14 protein-coding genes are annotated in these 14689 nt (G+C 67.9%); 7 read left to right on the top strand and 7 right to left on the bottom strand.

The genetic code is table 11. The features are described from left to right. Positions 1-128: 128 nt before the first annotated feature. Together AC57B5_RS16230 and AC57B5_RS16225 are read left to right on the top strand one after the other, a co-directional pair. On the top strand, positions 129-803 hold the full coding sequence (locus tag AC57B5_RS16230; RefSeq protein ID WP_496399920.1) for a response regulator: 675 nt from the start codon (positions 129-131) through the stop codon (positions 801-803). Beyond that, positions 796-2223: an ATP-binding protein gene (locus AC57B5_RS16225; protein ID WP_123694264.1), complete on the top strand. Its 1428-nt coding sequence runs from the start codon at positions 796-798 to the stop codon at positions 2221-2223. Before AC57B5_RS16230 ends, AC57B5_RS16225 begins: the two co-directional genes overlap by 8 nt. Here the strand turns inward: AC57B5_RS16225 and AC57B5_RS16220 are convergent. Next, entirely contained in the window at positions 2175-3446 is a 1272-nt protein-coding gene (locus AC57B5_RS16220; RefSeq protein ID WP_496400119.1) for an aminopeptidase, read from the bottom strand. The genes AC57B5_RS16225 and AC57B5_RS16220 overlap by 49 nt on opposite strands. A gap of 22 nt (positions 3447-3468) precedes the next feature. Here AC57B5_RS16220 and AC57B5_RS16215 point away from each other — a divergent pair, with 22 nt between their 5' ends. The 3 genes from AC57B5_RS16215 to AC57B5_RS16205 are packed head-to-tail and all read left to right on the top strand — an operon-like array spanning position 3469 to position 5793. After that, the gene (locus tag AC57B5_RS16215; protein WP_013804359.1) at positions 3469-4077 is read left to right on the top strand and encodes a hypothetical protein; all 609 of its coding nucleotides are present in this window, start codon (positions 3469-3471) and stop codon (positions 4075-4077) included. Between the two features lie 24 nt (positions 4078-4101). Beyond that, positions 4102-5430 carry a class I SAM-dependent methyltransferase gene (locus tag AC57B5_RS16210; RefSeq protein ID WP_065347318.1) on the top strand — a complete coding sequence of 443 codons (1329 nt, stop codon included), beginning with the start codon at positions 4102-4104 and terminating at the stop codon, positions 5428-5430. A 33-nt stretch (positions 5431-5463) separates the two neighbouring features. Then, positions 5464-5793 carry a DUF1840 domain-containing protein gene (locus AC57B5_RS16205; protein WP_013804357.1) on the top strand — a complete coding sequence of 110 codons (330 nt, stop codon included), beginning with the start codon at positions 5464-5466 and terminating at the stop codon, positions 5791-5793. A 22-nt stretch (positions 5794-5815) separates the two neighbouring features. Here the strand turns inward: AC57B5_RS16205 and AC57B5_RS16200 are convergent, their stop codons facing one another. Continuing rightward, a complete protein-coding gene (locus AC57B5_RS16200) occupies positions 5816-6799 on the bottom strand; it encodes an aldo/keto reductase (RefSeq protein ID WP_496399919.1) in 984 nt (327 codons plus the stop codon). A gap of 136 nt (positions 6800-6935) precedes the next feature. Here AC57B5_RS16200 and AC57B5_RS16195 point away from each other — a divergent pair, with 136 nt between their 5' ends. Together AC57B5_RS16195 and AC57B5_RS16190 are read left to right on the top strand one after the other, a co-directional pair. Beyond that, the gene (locus AC57B5_RS16195) at positions 6936-7838 is read left to right on the top strand and encodes a LysR family transcriptional regulator (RefSeq protein WP_013804355.1); all 903 of its coding nucleotides are present in this window, start codon (positions 6936-6938) and stop codon (positions 7836-7838) included. A gap of 64 nt (positions 7839-7902) precedes the next feature. Beyond that, entirely contained in the window at positions 7903-8418 is a 516-nt protein-coding gene (locus tag AC57B5_RS16190; protein ID WP_496399918.1) for a hypothetical protein, read from the top strand. Between the two features lie 106 nt (positions 8419-8524). Here the strand turns inward: AC57B5_RS16190 and AC57B5_RS16185 are convergent, their stop codons facing one another. The 5 genes from AC57B5_RS16185 to AC57B5_RS16165 form a co-directional block, all read right to left on the bottom strand. Continuing rightward, the gene (locus AC57B5_RS16185) at positions 8525-9514 is read right to left on the bottom strand and encodes a tripartite tricarboxylate transporter substrate-binding protein (RefSeq protein ID WP_012203083.1); all 990 of its coding nucleotides are present in this window, start codon (positions 9512-9514) and stop codon (positions 8525-8527) included. A gap of 241 nt (positions 9515-9755) precedes the next feature. After that, positions 9756-11003, bottom strand: coding sequence for a phenylacetate--CoA ligase family protein (locus tag AC57B5_RS16180; RefSeq protein WP_496399917.1), 1248 nt, complete (start codon positions 11001-11003; stop codon positions 9756-9758). A 200-nt stretch (positions 11004-11203) separates the two neighbouring features. Then, a complete protein-coding gene (locus tag AC57B5_RS16175) occupies positions 11204-12037 on the bottom strand; it encodes an ABC transporter ATP-binding protein (RefSeq protein WP_013804352.1) in 834 nt (277 codons plus the stop codon). A 173-nt stretch (positions 12038-12210) separates the two neighbouring features. Beyond that, positions 12211-13527 carry an ABC transporter substrate-binding protein gene (locus AC57B5_RS16170; protein WP_012203086.1) on the bottom strand — a complete coding sequence of 439 codons (1317 nt, stop codon included), beginning with the start codon at positions 13525-13527 and terminating at the stop codon, positions 12211-12213. Between the two features lie 79 nt (positions 13528-13606). Then, positions 13607-14671, bottom strand: a complete 1065-nt coding sequence (locus AC57B5_RS16165) for a branched-chain amino acid ABC transporter permease (RefSeq protein WP_012203087.1) — start codon at positions 14669-14671, stop codon at positions 13607-13609. Positions 14672-14689: the final 18 nt, after the last annotated feature.

Raw genomic sequence — 14689 nt, 5'->3', positions numbered from 1 at the left:
AGCGTAGAATTCGCAGCTTAAGAACATCTGAACCCCGCGTTCAGACTCCGTTCAGCTTGAACCCCTCCCGTCCCCTCTGTTGCGCCCGTACCCGGTGCACACCCTGATGTGCGAAGGCCCAGCCTCCCATGCGAATCCTCCTGGTCGAAGACGATGAGGCACTGGCCCAGGCGGTGGGCAGCTATCTGCGCTCCAAGGCCTTTCTGATCGACAGCGTGCCTTCTCTGGCCCAGGCGCGCGCCTGCCTGGCCGGTGCCAGCTACGCGGCCGTGCTGCTGGACCTGCACCTGTCCGACGGCGACGGCCTGGCGCTCATGCCCACGCTGCGCCGGCTGGAGCAGCCTCCCGTCACCATCGTGCTGACGGCCCGCGACCAGGTCAGCGACCGCATCCGCGGGCTGGACGCAGGGGCCGACGACTATCTGGTCAAGCCCTACGACCCCGAGGAACTGCTGGCCCGCCTGCGCGCCGTGAGCCGGCGCGGCGGCGGCATGCAGGCCGGGCAGGACGCTGTGCTGCGCATGGGCACGCTGGAGATCGACCTGGCCCGCGAAATGGTGCGCGATTCGGGCCGCACCCTGCTGCTCACGCCCAAGGAATGGGCGCTGCTGCGCGTGCTCACGGCCCAGCCGCAGCGTGTGCACGCGCGCGAGCATCTGCTCGATGCGCTCTACGGCTTCGATGCCGAGGCCGACAGCAACACGCTGGAAGTGTTCATCAGCCGGCTGCGCCGCAAGCTCGGGCGCGACCGCATCCTGACCGTGCGCGGTACCGGCTACCGCCTGGCCCTCGAGCATGGATGAGCCGCAGCGCTACAGCCTGGCGCTGCCGCCCCGTCTGGCCGACCAGCTGGCCCGCGAGCTGACACTGGCCCTGGCCGCCGTCTGGCTGGCCTGCGTGCTGGCGCTGGCCTGGTATGTCAGCCACATCGTGCACCACAACTTCGACCAGGAAATGATCGACAGCGGCCACCGCCTGCTGGAGGTGGCCGTGCACCAGCTGGAACAGGAGGACCACTCGCGAGAGGGCGTGCAGCGCCCGCATGTGGCCTCGCAGCCGGGCGACGAGGCCGAGGATCTGGTCTACCAGCTGCAGGACGGCCGCGGCAACGTGCTGCTGCGCACCCAGGCCGCCCCCGTGGCAGCCTTTGCAGTGCCCATGCGCGAGGGCTTCTACGAGCGCGAGGGCTGGCGCATCTATGTGGTGGCCCATCCCCGGCAGCCGCTGTTCCTGATGCTGGCCGATCCCATGGTCGAGCGCAGCGAGGCACTGCAGCGGGCGCTGCTGGCGCTGGGCGCGGTGATGCTGGTCATGCTCGCCCTCATGGGCTGGGCGCTGCGCGTGACCGCGCGGCGGCGCCTGCGCGTGCTGCGCGACATGCAGCTGCAGCTGAGCGAGCGCGGCGGCTCCAACCTGGAGCCGCTGGACCTGGACGCCATGCCGCGCGAGCTGTGGCGGCTGGGCCGGGGCATCAACCACCTGATGCAGCGCCTGTCGCATGCGCTGCAGGTGGAGCGCTCCATGGCTGCCAATGCGGCCCACGAATTGCGCACGCCGCTGGCCGTCGCCACGCTGCGCCTGCAGACGGCCCTGGACAGGGGCGTGGACAACACCGATGTGCGCGCGGCCTATGAGGCGCTGGAGCGGCTGCGCCAGCGCACGGAAAAGCTGCTGCAGCTGTCGCGCGCGGCCTCGGGCTCGGCCCTGGCGCAGGACGAGGTGCGGCTGGACGCGCTGGCCAGCATGGTGGCCTCCGAGTTCTGGCAGCAGGACGAATCCACCCAGCTGCGGCTGGACGTGGTGCTGCCCGAGCAGCCCTGCGGGCCGGTGGCGGGCGATGTGGACACGCTGGCCATCGCCTTGCGCAACCTGGTGGAGAACGCGCTGCGCTACAGCGATGGCTCGGAGGTGCTGCTCGAAGTCTGCGACAGCCACACCGTCCAGGTGCGCGACGAGGGGCCGGGCATGGATGCGGCGGCGCTGAGCACCGCGCGCGAGCGCCATGTGCGCCATGTGGACGACCTGCGCCTGCCCCAGGGCACCGTGCGGGAGCTGGCGTCGCCGGGCTACGGCCTGGGCCTGTCCATCGTGTCCATGATCGTGGCCCAGCATGGCGGCAGCCTGGAGCTGCAGTCGCCACCGCCTGGCAGCTCCAGCGGCCTGCTGGCACGCATTCAGTTGCCGGGGCGCGATCCGTCCGCGGATTCCGACGCCCCGGCCTGATCCGGGGCGCAGGCAGGCGGCAGGAGCGCATCGGCGGGCATGAGCCCGCACAGCCTTGTGTTGCGCTGCAAGGCAGGCAGGGCGGCCAGTTTCTTTACTTCGGCATAGAAACGCAGCCAGCCCTGGGCGGCCTCGCCGCCGGCATGGGCCGGCGCCTGGGTCTGCGCCTTTTTCCACAGCGCGGTGAAGGCAGGCACCCAGTCGTCGTAGGCGGCCAGCGCGCCAAAGCTGGCGTTGTTGGCATCGGCCACCCACTGGTCCAGCCGCGCCTGGTTGCGGTCGTAGAGCTGGCGCTGTGCATCGGTGGTCAGCAGGGCCGCATCGGCGCTGCGCCATTGCGCGCGCAGCGCGGCGTAGTCGCTGCGGAACTGCTGGTAGATCTGCGCCTTGGCCTGCGGCATGGTGGGGCCGCGCTGCTGCGGGTCCTGGTAGAGCTGCTGCAGCGCCTGGCGCGTGTGGCCGGTCAGCGCCCGCCACTGCGCGCGCCGCAGCTGGCCTGCATCCCAGCGTGCGCGGGCGGCGGGGCCGGCCTCGGTGGCCAGCCACAGCGGCGTGCCCAGGCGCTCCACGGTGGTGGCAAAGGATTCGTTGAAGGCCGTGTCGCCGGCCACATAGACCACCTGGTGGGCCAGTTCGTGGAACAGCAGGCCGGCGAACTCGCCTTCGCCCCAGCCGATGAAGGTGTTGAGCAGCGGATCGCCGCCCAGCCAGTTCAGGTAGCCCAGCGTGGAATAGGCGGGCACGCCGTAGCTGCCGGACTCCAGGCCCTGGTCGGCCAGTTGCCGTGCCTGGGTCATGGCGTCGGCCTCGGCAAAGTAGCCCCGGTAGCCCACGCAGCCGGCCACGGGAAAGCACCAGCGGTGCAGCTCCAGGCTGTCGGGAGGCGCGGCCACCACGTTCCATACGGCAAACGGCCGCTGCAGATCGGCATAGCGGCGGTAGCTGGCGTTGTCGGGCAGGCCCAGGCGCTCCACGGCAAAGGCGCGCATGCGCCGGGCCGACAGCAGGCGCTCGCGCAGTGCGGGCGCAAGGTTCTCGTCCTGCAGCCAGTCGTCAATCGGGCGGCTGGCCTGCAGCAGGTGCATTTGCCCGCGCAGGCTTTGCCAGTAATAGCCCAGCCCGTCGCCACCGGCCCCCCGGCTGGCACAGCCGCCCAGCAGCAGGCCTATGCCCACCAAAATCGCGGGCAGGCCGCGCCTGACTACACTCAAGCCTTCTCGCACCCTTGGCCCCCTTGCTGCTTTCATGGACTTCTTCACGCTGGCGATCATTGTCTTCATCGCAATCTACCTGCTCAAGACGCAGCAACAGCGCCGGCATACCCTGCTGCTGGCCCAGTATCTGGGGCGATTCCAGATCGAGAAGCTGATGGGCGGCCTGATCGAAGGCTATCTGCGCGTCCTGGGTGAGAGCGACGAGCAGCGCCGTGCCCAGATCTGGACCGTGCTGGACAACACCGAGGCCAACCTGGCCGAGCAGTTCCAGCGCTTTGCCAAGGAGATGGCCACGGCCGATCCGCAGCTCACGCGCGTGAGCACGCTGCCCGTGGCGCTGCCCTATCTGGACCGGCTCTTTCCCTCGTCGTCCTTCGATCTGCGCGACGCCATGCAGCTGCATGCGCGCGGCATTGCCTCCGTGCGCGTGGCCGACAGCGCCAACGAGGACGAACGCCGTGCGCGCGCCTTCACGATGACGGCCGAGCTGTTGCTCATGCAGTACACCTGTCATTGGTTTTGCAAATCGCGCGCCGTGGCATCCCTGCGGCTGGTCGCACGGCACAAGACGCCCTTCGAGCAAGTGCTTGCTTCGGTGACGGATCAGACACGGCGCGACTACAGGCAGCTGATCGCCTGATCACTCCCGCCGTGGCGGGGCGCCATGCCCCGCCATGCACAGCCCAGGCTGCGATTGACGCAGTGCGCCTTGCTGTCAAAAATGAACGCCATGACACAAGTGCTGAGCTCCATCGAGGCGCGGCTGGCGTCTCTCCCTGTCCCCGTGGCCGTGATCCTGCCGTCCGGCCAGCGCGCTGGTCCTGCGGATGCGCAGGTGGTGCTGCATTTCCAGACCATGTCGGCCATCGCCAGCCTGGCGGCCGGGCAGATAGGGACACTGGGCAGTGCCATCGTGGAAGGGCTGGTGCGCATCGACGGCCGCATGCGCGACGTGATGGCGGTGGCCGCCAGCCTGCTGCAGTCCGATCCGGTGCGCGGCACATCGCACTGGTGGGGGCATGCCATGGCCCGCATGCGCTCCATGGCCGCGCACACGCTGGCGCGCGACGCCCAGCAGATCCAGTTCCACTACGACATCTCCGACGACTTCTACGGCCTGTGGCTGGACCCGCGCCGCGTCTATTCCTGCGCCTACTTTCGCGATCCGCAGATGACGCTGGCCCAGGCCCAGGAGGCCAAGCTGGAGCACATCTGCCGCAAGCTGGACCTGCGGCCCGGCGAGCGCTTCCTGGACATCGGCGCGGGCTGGGGCGCGCTGCTGCTGTGGGCGGCCGAGCACTACGGCGTCACGGCCACGGGCATCACGCTCTCGCACAACCAGCACCGCTACGTGCAGCAGCTGATTGCCGAGCGCGGCCTGCAGGGCAAGGTGGACATGCAACTGCTGGACTACCGCGCGCTGGCGCCCGCCCAGCCCTTCGACAAGATAGGCTCGGTGGGCATGTTCGAGCATGTGGGCCAGGCCCAGCTGCCCGAGTACTTCCAGACCGTGCACCGCCTGCTGCGCCCGGGCGGCATGGCGCTGATCCACGGCATCACGGCGGGCGGCGTGGACAACACCGAGCTGGGCGCGGGCATGGGCGAGTTCATCGACCGCTACATCTTCCCCGGCGGCGAGCTGATGCATGTGAGCCGCGTGCTGCACGACATGGGCCACAGCGGGCTGGAAATGGTGGACACGGAGAACCTGCGGCCCCACTACGCACGCACGCTGTGGAACTGGTCCGACGCACTGGAAGCCCGGCTGCCGCAGGCGCAGCGTATCCTTGAGCAGCATGCCGATGCCGAAGGTGCCGCCAAGGTGCTGCGCGCCTACCGGCTCTATCTGGCGGGTTGCGCCATGGGATTCGAGCGCGGCTGGATCGCCCTGCACCAGATGCTGTGCACGCATCCCGATGGACGGCTCCAGTCGGGACCCATGGTGGGGGCTCAATCGGACTATGCTTTCAACCGCGAGTACATGTACCGCTGAGTGCATGACACGCCACACAGAAAAAGGATAGCCATGCTCTACAAGTTCAAGTCCCGTGCCACGGCCGACGTCATCATGCTCGAATCCAACGGCCGCCAGGTCCTGGAGATCGTCGGCAAGACGCCCGGCGCCAGCGGCATCATCACGGTGCAGCAGATTCCCGCCGCCATCGAGGCGCTGGAGGCCGCCGTCGCCGACGACGACGCCCGCCGCAAGGCCAGCCATGAAGACGAGTCCCAGGACGGCGAGCAGGACAGCGCCGCAGCGGGCGCGCGCGACGCCGTCAGCCTGCGCCAGCGCGCCGCACCCATGATCGACATGCTGCGACGCAGCGCCGCCGAGAACAGCGACGTCACCTGGTAAGCCGGCGGCCCCACCGGCCCCTTCAGGCGTTGATGCCCTTCATGCCTTCCTCCGTATAGCGCTGCCCGGCCACGGGCAGCTCGTCGCTGGCGCGCCGCAGCTCGTCCAGCTCGGCGGGGGTCAGAGCCACGGACAGCGCGCCCAGGTTGTCCTGCAGATGGGTGATGCGCCGGGTGCCCGGAATGGGCACCACGTCAGGCCCCTGGGCCAGCAGCCAGGCCAGGGCGATCTGCGCGGGCGTGCTGCCCTTGCGCTGCGCCAGGGCCGATACGGCGCCCACCAGGGCCTGGTTGGTGTCGATGTTGCCAGGCTGAAAGCGCGGCAGGCTGGCGCGGAAATCGCCCTGCTCGAAGGCCGTGCCGCCATGGAAGCGCCCCGTGAGAAAGCCGCGCCCCAGCGGCGAATAGGCCACCAGCCCCACGCCCAGCTCGCGGCAGGCGGGCAGCACCTCGTCCTCCACCTCGCGCGTCCACAGCGAATACTCGGTCTGCACCGCCGCCACCGGGTGCACGGCATGGGCGCGGCGCAGCGTGGCCGCGCTGACCTCGCACAGGCCGATGCGGGCGATCTTGCCTTCCTGCACCAGTTGCGCCAGGCCTTGCATGGTCTCTTCGATGGGGCGCGTGGCATCGACGCGGTGCACGTAGTACAGGTCGATGCGCTCCACGCCCAGGCGCCGCAGCGAGTCCTCGCAGCTTTGCCGTGCGTACTGCGCGCTGTTGTCGATGCTGCGCCGGTACTCGCCGGCCTTGCGCACGATGCCGAACTTGGTGGCGATCTTCACGCGCGGCCGGCGCGTGGCCAGGAAGCGGCCGATCAGCTCCTCGTTGTGGTGCGGCCCGTAGACATCGGCCGTGTCCAGGAAGTCGATGCCGGACTCCACGGCATGGTCCAGCGCCTGCAGCGCCAGGGCGTCGTCGCGCGGACCATAGAACTCGCTCATGCCCATGCAGCCCAGGCCCAGGGCGGACACCTGCAGGTCGTGGCCAAGTTTGCGTTGTTGCATTGCATATCCTCTTGCTGAAACAAGGGGCCAGTATGGTTTTCCGAAGCAGCCTTGCCTACTGACAAAATCGCGCTTTGATCTTCCGTTTTCGGAAAGCATTTCCGAAAAATATTCCCGAAAACAAAGGAGCATTCCATTGCAGTGGGACGACGCCCGCATCTTCCTGGCCATTGCCCGCGCCGGCAGCCTGAGCGGTGCCTCGGCCGCGCTGGGGCTGGGCGTGGCCACGGTCTCGCGCCGGCTGGACCGGCTGGAGTCCGCGCTGTCCATGCCGCTGTTCAGCCGCCACCAGAGCGGCTATCGGCTCACCGCCGACGGCCAGGCGCTGCTGGCCCCGGCCGAGGCGCTGGAGCAGGCGGCCCAGGCCCTGGGCGATGCCGCGCAAAGCCAGGCGCAGGTCGCCGGCGTGGTGCGGCTGGCCACGGCCGAGAACCTGGCCAACCCGCTGATCGCGCCCTCGCTGGTCCCTCTGTTCGCCCGCCACCCGGGTCTGCGCGTGCAGCTGGTCAGCGGCGTGCAGACGCTGAACTTGCACCGGCGCGACGCCGACCTGGCCGTGCGCATGACCCAGCCCGAGGCCGGCCACCTCACGATACGGCGCCTGGGCACGCTGGGCTTCGGCCTGTATGGATCGGCCGGCTATGTGCAAGGCCGCGCAGGCGGAAACGGAAGCGCGGGCACCCACGGCTCGGACCCGTTCGAGGGCGATGCCTTCATCGGCTGGGACGACAGCCATGCCCACCTGCCCGCCGCACGCTGGATGGCGCGCGCCCTGCACGGGCGGCCCTGCCGGCTGGAGACCAATACCCTGTCCGCGCAGCTGGCCGCGGCCCAGGCCGGCCTGGGCCTGGCCGTGCTGCCGCATTTCCTGGCGCGGCAGGCGGGGCTGGTCTGCGTGGAGCCGCAGCTGGGCGCCGACCAGCCGATCTGGCTTGCCATGCATGCCGACCTGGCCCATTCGCGGCGCGTGCGTGCCGTGGCCGACCACCTCATTGAACTGTTCGAGCGGCGGCATGCCGAACTCGAAGGCCCGGCCTGAGCCGCAGCAGCGGCCGCGCGCCGTGTTAAACACGCACGCAGATTGCGAGAAAGAAAGGACTTCCATGCACCGCCTCCGTCATTCCTCCCGATTCCTGCCCTGGCTGGGCACGCTGGCCGCCACGCTGGCACTGGCCGCATGCGCCGACAGGCCCAAGGCGCCCACCGGCCCGCAGGCGCCCCCGGGAGCGGCGGCTGCCGTGTATTCGCTGCTGTTTCTGGACAACGCCTCCAACCTCGGCCCCAAGGCGGCGGCCTACTGCATAGGCAACGGCCGGGGATGGGCGCTGCTGGACCCCGATGCGGGCACGCTGGCCCTGCTCAGCGGCCAGAGCCAGGTGCGGCCGGCTTCGGCCTGCGATGTGGGCAAGGGCGGCGAGCAGGTGCTGGACCGGGCCAGCGGCCGGCCGGCGCTGATGTTCGGCGTCGAGCTTGTGCACTGCACGGCCTCGGGATCGCAATGCCTGATGCGCGGCAGCTACTACGAAGGTCCCGGCAACACGCAGAGCAACCTCTACAACGCAAGCCAGCGCGGCGGCAGCTGGCAGGCCGTGATGGCGCTGCGCGGGCCGGCGCCCTGAGCCTGCAGCTGCTGTCGCGCGGCTCCCGCCAACGAAAAAGCCCGGCCGAAGCCGGGCTTGATCGTGGTTGCAACCGGGCGATCCGTCGCGGTGGTGGTCCTCGGGATCAGTCGGCGTAGGTGCCGGCTGCCTTGATGACCTTGCCCCACTTCTCGATCTCGGCCTGGACGAACTTCTTGTGGCCTTCGGGCTCGATGCGGCCGTCGCTGGCGATCACGGCGCCCAGGGCTTCCTGGCGCTTGATGAACTCGGGGTCCTTCAGGGCGGCCTTCATGGCCTCGTTGACCTTCTTGACGATGTCGGCCGGCGTGCCCTTGGGTGCGTACAGGCCGTGCCAGATGGTGACCTGGAAGTCGGGCACGCCCACTTCGGCCAGCGTCGGCAGGTCCTTGAGCGCGGGCATGGTCAGGCGCTTGGGCGTGGTCACGGCATAGGCCTGCACCTTCTTGGCCGTGATCTGGCCCGTGGTGTTGGTGGTCTGGTCGCACAGCAGGTCCACCTGGTTGCCGATCAGGTCGGCAATCGCGGGGGCGGCGCCCTTGTAGGGCACGGGCGTCATTTCCGTCTTCATGGACGCCTGCAGCATCAGGCCGCACAGGTGGGAGGCGGAACCGATGCCGGCATTGGCCAGGTTGACCTTGCCCTGGTTCTTGCCGATCCAGTCCTTGACCTCGGCGAAGTTCTTGGCCGGCAGGCTGGGGCGGCCGATCAGGGTCATGGGCACGTCGTTGATGATGCCGGCGTACTCGAAGTCGTTGAGCACGTTGAACGACAGCTTGCGGTACAGCGACGGGATCGTGGACATGCCGATGTGGTTGATCAGCAGCGTGTAGCCGTCAGGACGGGCACGCGCGGCCTTGGCCGTGCCGATGGTGCTGCCGGCGCCGTCGGCGTTGTCCACCACGATGGTGGCATTGTTCAACTGCTTGCGCATGGACTCGGCCAGATCGCGGGCCACCTTGTCGGTCGGGCCGCCTGCGGTGAACGGCACGATGAGGGTGATCGTCTTGCCTGCGGCAGGATAGTCCTGCGCGTGGGCGCCAAGGGCTGCACCGGCTGCCAGCGCAATGGCTGCGATCTTGAACAATGCTTTCATAGTGTCTCCAAGTAAATAGCGTGCAAATGATAGGGGGCGATGCGCATTTGCCTTCGAGGGCAAACACGCAAGAGAAACCGAATGCACGAGGAGACGGATTTTAAGAATTGTTTCTATTGCGCCGCAGCAGATTCCCTTGCCATTGATCTAGTGCAAACCCTGGGAGTCTTGACAGGCGTCATGTTTTCAGGGTCTGCGAATGCTGCTCGGCGGCGAGGCCGCCGTACCCGCGCCTCGGTGGCTACTTGTACGACCTCGCGTCTTCAATGACCTTCCCGTCATTGGGCAGTGTGCCCGGCAACACCATCTGCACATCGCCGCGCAGCTTGGTGACTTCGCGCACGGCATCGGACAGTTGCTGGGCCAGGCCCGGTGAGGTTTCGCGGGTTTCGACCAGCAGCTGCATCTGGTCGTTGGCCATCTCGCCTGTGACCACCAGCCGCGCGCGCTCCACCTGGGGGAAGCGGCGCACGACATCGGCAATCTGGCCCGGGTGCACGAACATGCCGCGCACCTTGGTGGTCTGGTCGGCGCGTCCCATCCAGCCCTTGATGCGTGCGTTGGTGCGGCCCGTGGGGCACTGGCCGGGCAGCACGGCAGAGAGATCGCCCGTGCCGAAACGGATCAGCGGGTAGTCGGGGTTGAATGTGGTGATCACCAGCTCGCCCACCTCGCCGGGGGCCACCGGGTCGCCCGTGCCGGGGCGCACGATCTCGACGATGACCTGCTCGTCCAGCACCAGGCCTTCGCGGGCCTCGGTCTCGTAGGCGATCAGGCCCAGGTCGGCCGTGGCGTAGCACTGGTAGCCCGCGATGCCGCGCTCGGCCAGCCAGTCGCGCAGCGAGGGCGGGAAGGCCTCGCCCGAGACCATGGCCTTGGTCACGGAGGGGATGGGCAGGCCCATCTCCAGGGACTTTTCCACAATGATCTTGAGGAAGCTGGGCGTGCCCACGTAGCCGGCGGGCTGCAGGTCGGCCATGGCCTGCACCTGTTGCTCGGTCTGGCCCGTGCCGCCTGCGAACACCGTGCAGCCCAGCGCATGGGCGCCGCTTTCCATCATCGAGCCCGCGGGCACGAAGTGGTAGCTGAAGCAGTTGTGCACCAGCTCGCCGGGCCGAAAGCCCGAGGCATGCAGCGCGCGCGCCATGCGCCAGTAGTCGGGGCGGCGGCTTTCGGGCTCGTAGATGGGGCCGGGGCTGCAGAACAGGCGCGGCATGGGCTGGCCCAGGCCAATGGCGTTGAAGCCGCCGAAGATCTGCGCGGGCCGCTGCTCGGCCTGGCGCTGCAGCAGCTCGTACTTGCGCGTCACCGGCAGGCGGGCCAGGGCCTCGCGGCTGGTGATCTGCGTGGCATCGACGCCGGCCAGGATCTGGGCGAAGGCGGCAGAGTGTTGCTGCGCATGGGCGATCTGCCGGGGCAGGGCGGACAGCAGCGCCGCTTCGCGTTCGTCAGGGGTGCGCGTCTCCAGCGCGTCGTAGAAGGCACTCATGGCAATTCCTGTTGGTGGAAAAGGGCTGGCAGGGACTGGGCAGGGGTGTGTCAAAAAATCCAGGGGGCTGTGTTCCGTCCGTTGCCCTTGAAACCGGCGCGGCCCAACCCAGGGACACCGAGGAAGGGCCGCCCCGCACCGAGGGTGTCGTCCCCCCCGCGAAGCGAGAGGGGGAAGGCGCGAAGCGACTCAGGGGGTATTCATGCAAGCCAGCGTTTTCTGCGCTTGTAGCTCTTGACGTCCTTGAAGCTTTTCCGCTCGCCGCCGCCCACGCCCAGGTAGAACTCCTTGACGTCCTCGTTGCTGGCCAGGTCCGAGGCCGCGCCGTCCATGACGATGCGGCCGCTTTCCATGATGTAGCCGTAGTCCGAGTACTTGAGCGCCATGTTGGTGTTCTGCTCGGCCAGCAGGAAGGTGACCTTCTCCTTGCTGTTGAGGTCGCGGACGATGTTGAACACCTCCTCGACGATCTGCGGGGCCAGGCCCATCGAGGGTTCGTCCAGGAGCACCATGCGCGGATTGGCCATCAGCGCGCGGCCGATGGCGCACATCTGCTGCTCGCCGCCCGAGGTGTAGGCGGCCTGCGAGGTGCGGCGCGTCTTCAGGCGCGGAAAGTAGTTGTAGACCTTCTCGAGGTTGGCTGCTATCTCGCCCTTGTCAGTGCGCGTGTAGCTGCCGGTCATGAGGTTTTCCTCGATGGTCAGGTGGGCGAAGCAGTGCCGCCCCTCCATGACCTGGACCACGCCGCGCTGCACCAGCTCGGAGGGCGTGAGGCTTTCGATGCGCTCGCCCTCCAGCTCGATCGTGCCCTTGGTCACCTCGCCGCGCTCGCCCTTGAGCAGGTTGGAGATGGCGCGCAGCGTCGTGGTCTTGCCCGCGCCGTTGCCGCCCAGAATGGCCACGATGCTCTCGCGCGGCACCTGGAGCGAAACGCCCTTGAGCACCAGGATCACATGGTTGTAGATGACTTCGATGCCATTGACCACGAGCAGCGGATCGCTGGGGGCCGGGGCGGAGGTGGGTGCGGTGGTCATGGCGTCGTCCATGGGCGTTGATACGAAAGCGGAGTGCGGGGCCGCAACTCTCGAAGCATCTCTGCGCGGGGCATGCCCCAACTCAGGGACACCGAGGAAGGGCCGCCCCGCACCGAGGGTGTCGTCCCCCTCCCCCGCGAAGCGGGTAGAGAGGGGGAAGGCGCGCAAGCGCCTCAGGGGGTGCAAGTTCTAGCTTTTACGTTCTTTTCCTTGGCGTACTTGTCCGCGTACTCCTTGACCAGCGGTTCGACCATGGACTTGTCGGCCTGGTACCAGTCGGAGACCACCTTCCACTTGGCGCCATCCCACTGGGCAATGCGCGACCAGTCGGTGCCCAGGTGGTTGTCGCAGCTGGTCTTGACGGGGCGGATGATCTTGCCGAAGCCCAGCTCGTTGAGGCGCTCCTGCGTGAGGTTCAGGTTCTCCAGGCCCCAGCGCACCTGCTCGGAGGTCATGACCTTGCCCTTGCCGTACTTTTCCTGTGCCGTGCGGATGGCCTCCACCTGCAGCATGGAGATCACCATGCCGCGAGTGTGGGCCATGGCGCCCAGTTCCTTGGCGTCGGTGGCCGTGCCCTGGCCCTTGTCGTAGACCATGGACTTGACCTCGTCGTGCACCTTGTCGTGCTCGGCCGTGTTGTGGATGGTCACGGTGTTGTAGCCCTTGGCGCCGGCGCCGATGTCCTTCACGTCATGGTCCGAGCCGGCCCACCAGATGGCGTACATCTTCTCGCGCGGGTAGCCGGTGGCCTGCGCCTCGCGCACGGCCGTGGGCGTCATCACGCCGGCCGACCACAGCAGCACGTAGTCGGGGCGCTGCTGGCGGATCTGCAGCCAGGTCGATTTCTGCTCCACGCCGGGCGCTGTCACGGGCAGCAGGGTCAGGTCGAAGCCTTCCTTGGCGGCGCGCTTTTGCAGCAGCGGAATGGGCTCCTTGCCATAGGGCGAGTCGTGGTAGACCAGGGCGATCTTCTTGCCCTTGAGGCTGCCCTTTTCCTTCTTGAGGATGTCCTGGATGATGGAATCGGCCGCTGTCCAGTAGTTGCCCAGCAGCGGGAAGTTCCACTCGAAGACCTTGCCGTCGGCCGACTGCGACAGGCCATAGCCCGTGGTGATGATGGGCATCTTGTCGCCCGGCGCCTTGTCCGTCACGGCGAACGTGATGCCGGTGGACTGCGGATCGAAGCCCGCCGCGCCGCCGCCCTTGCCCTTCAGGCGCTCATAGCACTCCACGCCCTTGGCCGTGTCGTAGGCCGTCTCGCATTCCTCGTAGGCGATCTTCACGCCATTGATGCCGCCCTTGGCGTTGACCAGCTTGATGTAGTCCTGCTTGCCATCGGCCCATGGAATGCCCAGCGGCGCGAACTGGCCCGTGCGGTAGACCAGCAGCGGCACGAACTGGTCCTGGGCCTGTGCGGCAGGGGCGGCCACGAGAGCGCCGATTCCAGCAGCGACCGTGGCAGCGGCGATGGCGACTTTCTTGAACATCATGACGTTGTCTCCTAGTTGGCTGGGGAAGATTCCCCGGTTATCCGGCACTCTGTGGCGCCCTGTCTCGATACAGATCAACTCAATGCGGGAAGGGCCAGACGCGCAGCTTCTGGCGGGCCGTGGCCCACAACTTGGCGAGTCCATGCGGCTCCACAATCAGGAAGAACACGATCAGCGCACCGAAGATCATGTGCTCCAGGTAGGTCGCCGTGGCCGTGGACAGCGGCAGGCCCATCCAGTGCGGCACCTGGGTGAGCAGCAGCGGCAGCAGCACGAAGAAGGCCGCGCCGAAGATGCTTCCCACCACCGAGCCCAGGCCGCCGATGATGATCATGAACAGCAGCTGCAGCGAGCGGTCCAGGCTGAAGGCCGCAGGCTCCCAGGCGCCCAGGTGAACGAAGCCCCACAGCGCGCCGGCCACGCCGACGATGAAGCTGCTCACGGCAAAGGCGCTGAGCTTGGCGTAGGTCGGGCGGATGCCGATCACGCTGGCGGCCACGTCCATGTCGCGCATGGCCATCCATTCGCGGCCGATGGCGCCGCGCACCAGGTTCTTGGCGGCCAGGCCCAGCACGCACAGGATGCCCAGGCACAGCAGGTACTTCTCCATGGGCGTGTCGATCTTCCAGCCCATGATGGACAGCGGGCCTGCGCTCACCGAGCCCGAGGAAGAGTTGTTCGTCACCCAGGCCGCGCGGCTGGCCAGCCAGTCCACGAAGAACTGGGCGGCCAGCGTGGCCACGGCCAGGTACAGGCCGCGGATGCGCAGGCTGGGCAGGCCGAAGATCACGCCGAAGACCATGGCCAGCACGCCGCCGCCGATCAGGGCCACCAGCAGCGGCATGCCCTCGAAGCGGACCTGCAGGTTGTAGGCCGCGTAGGCGCCCACGGCCATGAAGGCGCCGGTGCCCAGAGAGATCTGGCCGCAGTAGCCGACCAGGATGTTCAGCCCCAGCGCCGCCAGCGACATGATCAGGAAGGGGATCAGCACGGCCTGGAAGGTGTAGTCGCTGACGCTGAAGGGAATCACCAGGAAGGCGACGGCCAGCAGTGCCACGATGGCCCAGCGGTCCTGGGCGACGCCGAAGATCTGCTGGTCGGATGCGTAGGTCGTCTTGAATTGACCGTTCTCACGATAAAACATGGTGCAAGTTCTCCGTAA

The organism is Delftia sp. BGA-UO-ETr-SB1 (assembly GCF_059567865.1).
Note: the sequence above shows the minus strand (reverse complement) of the source record. Positions and strands in the feature narration are given on the sequence as shown.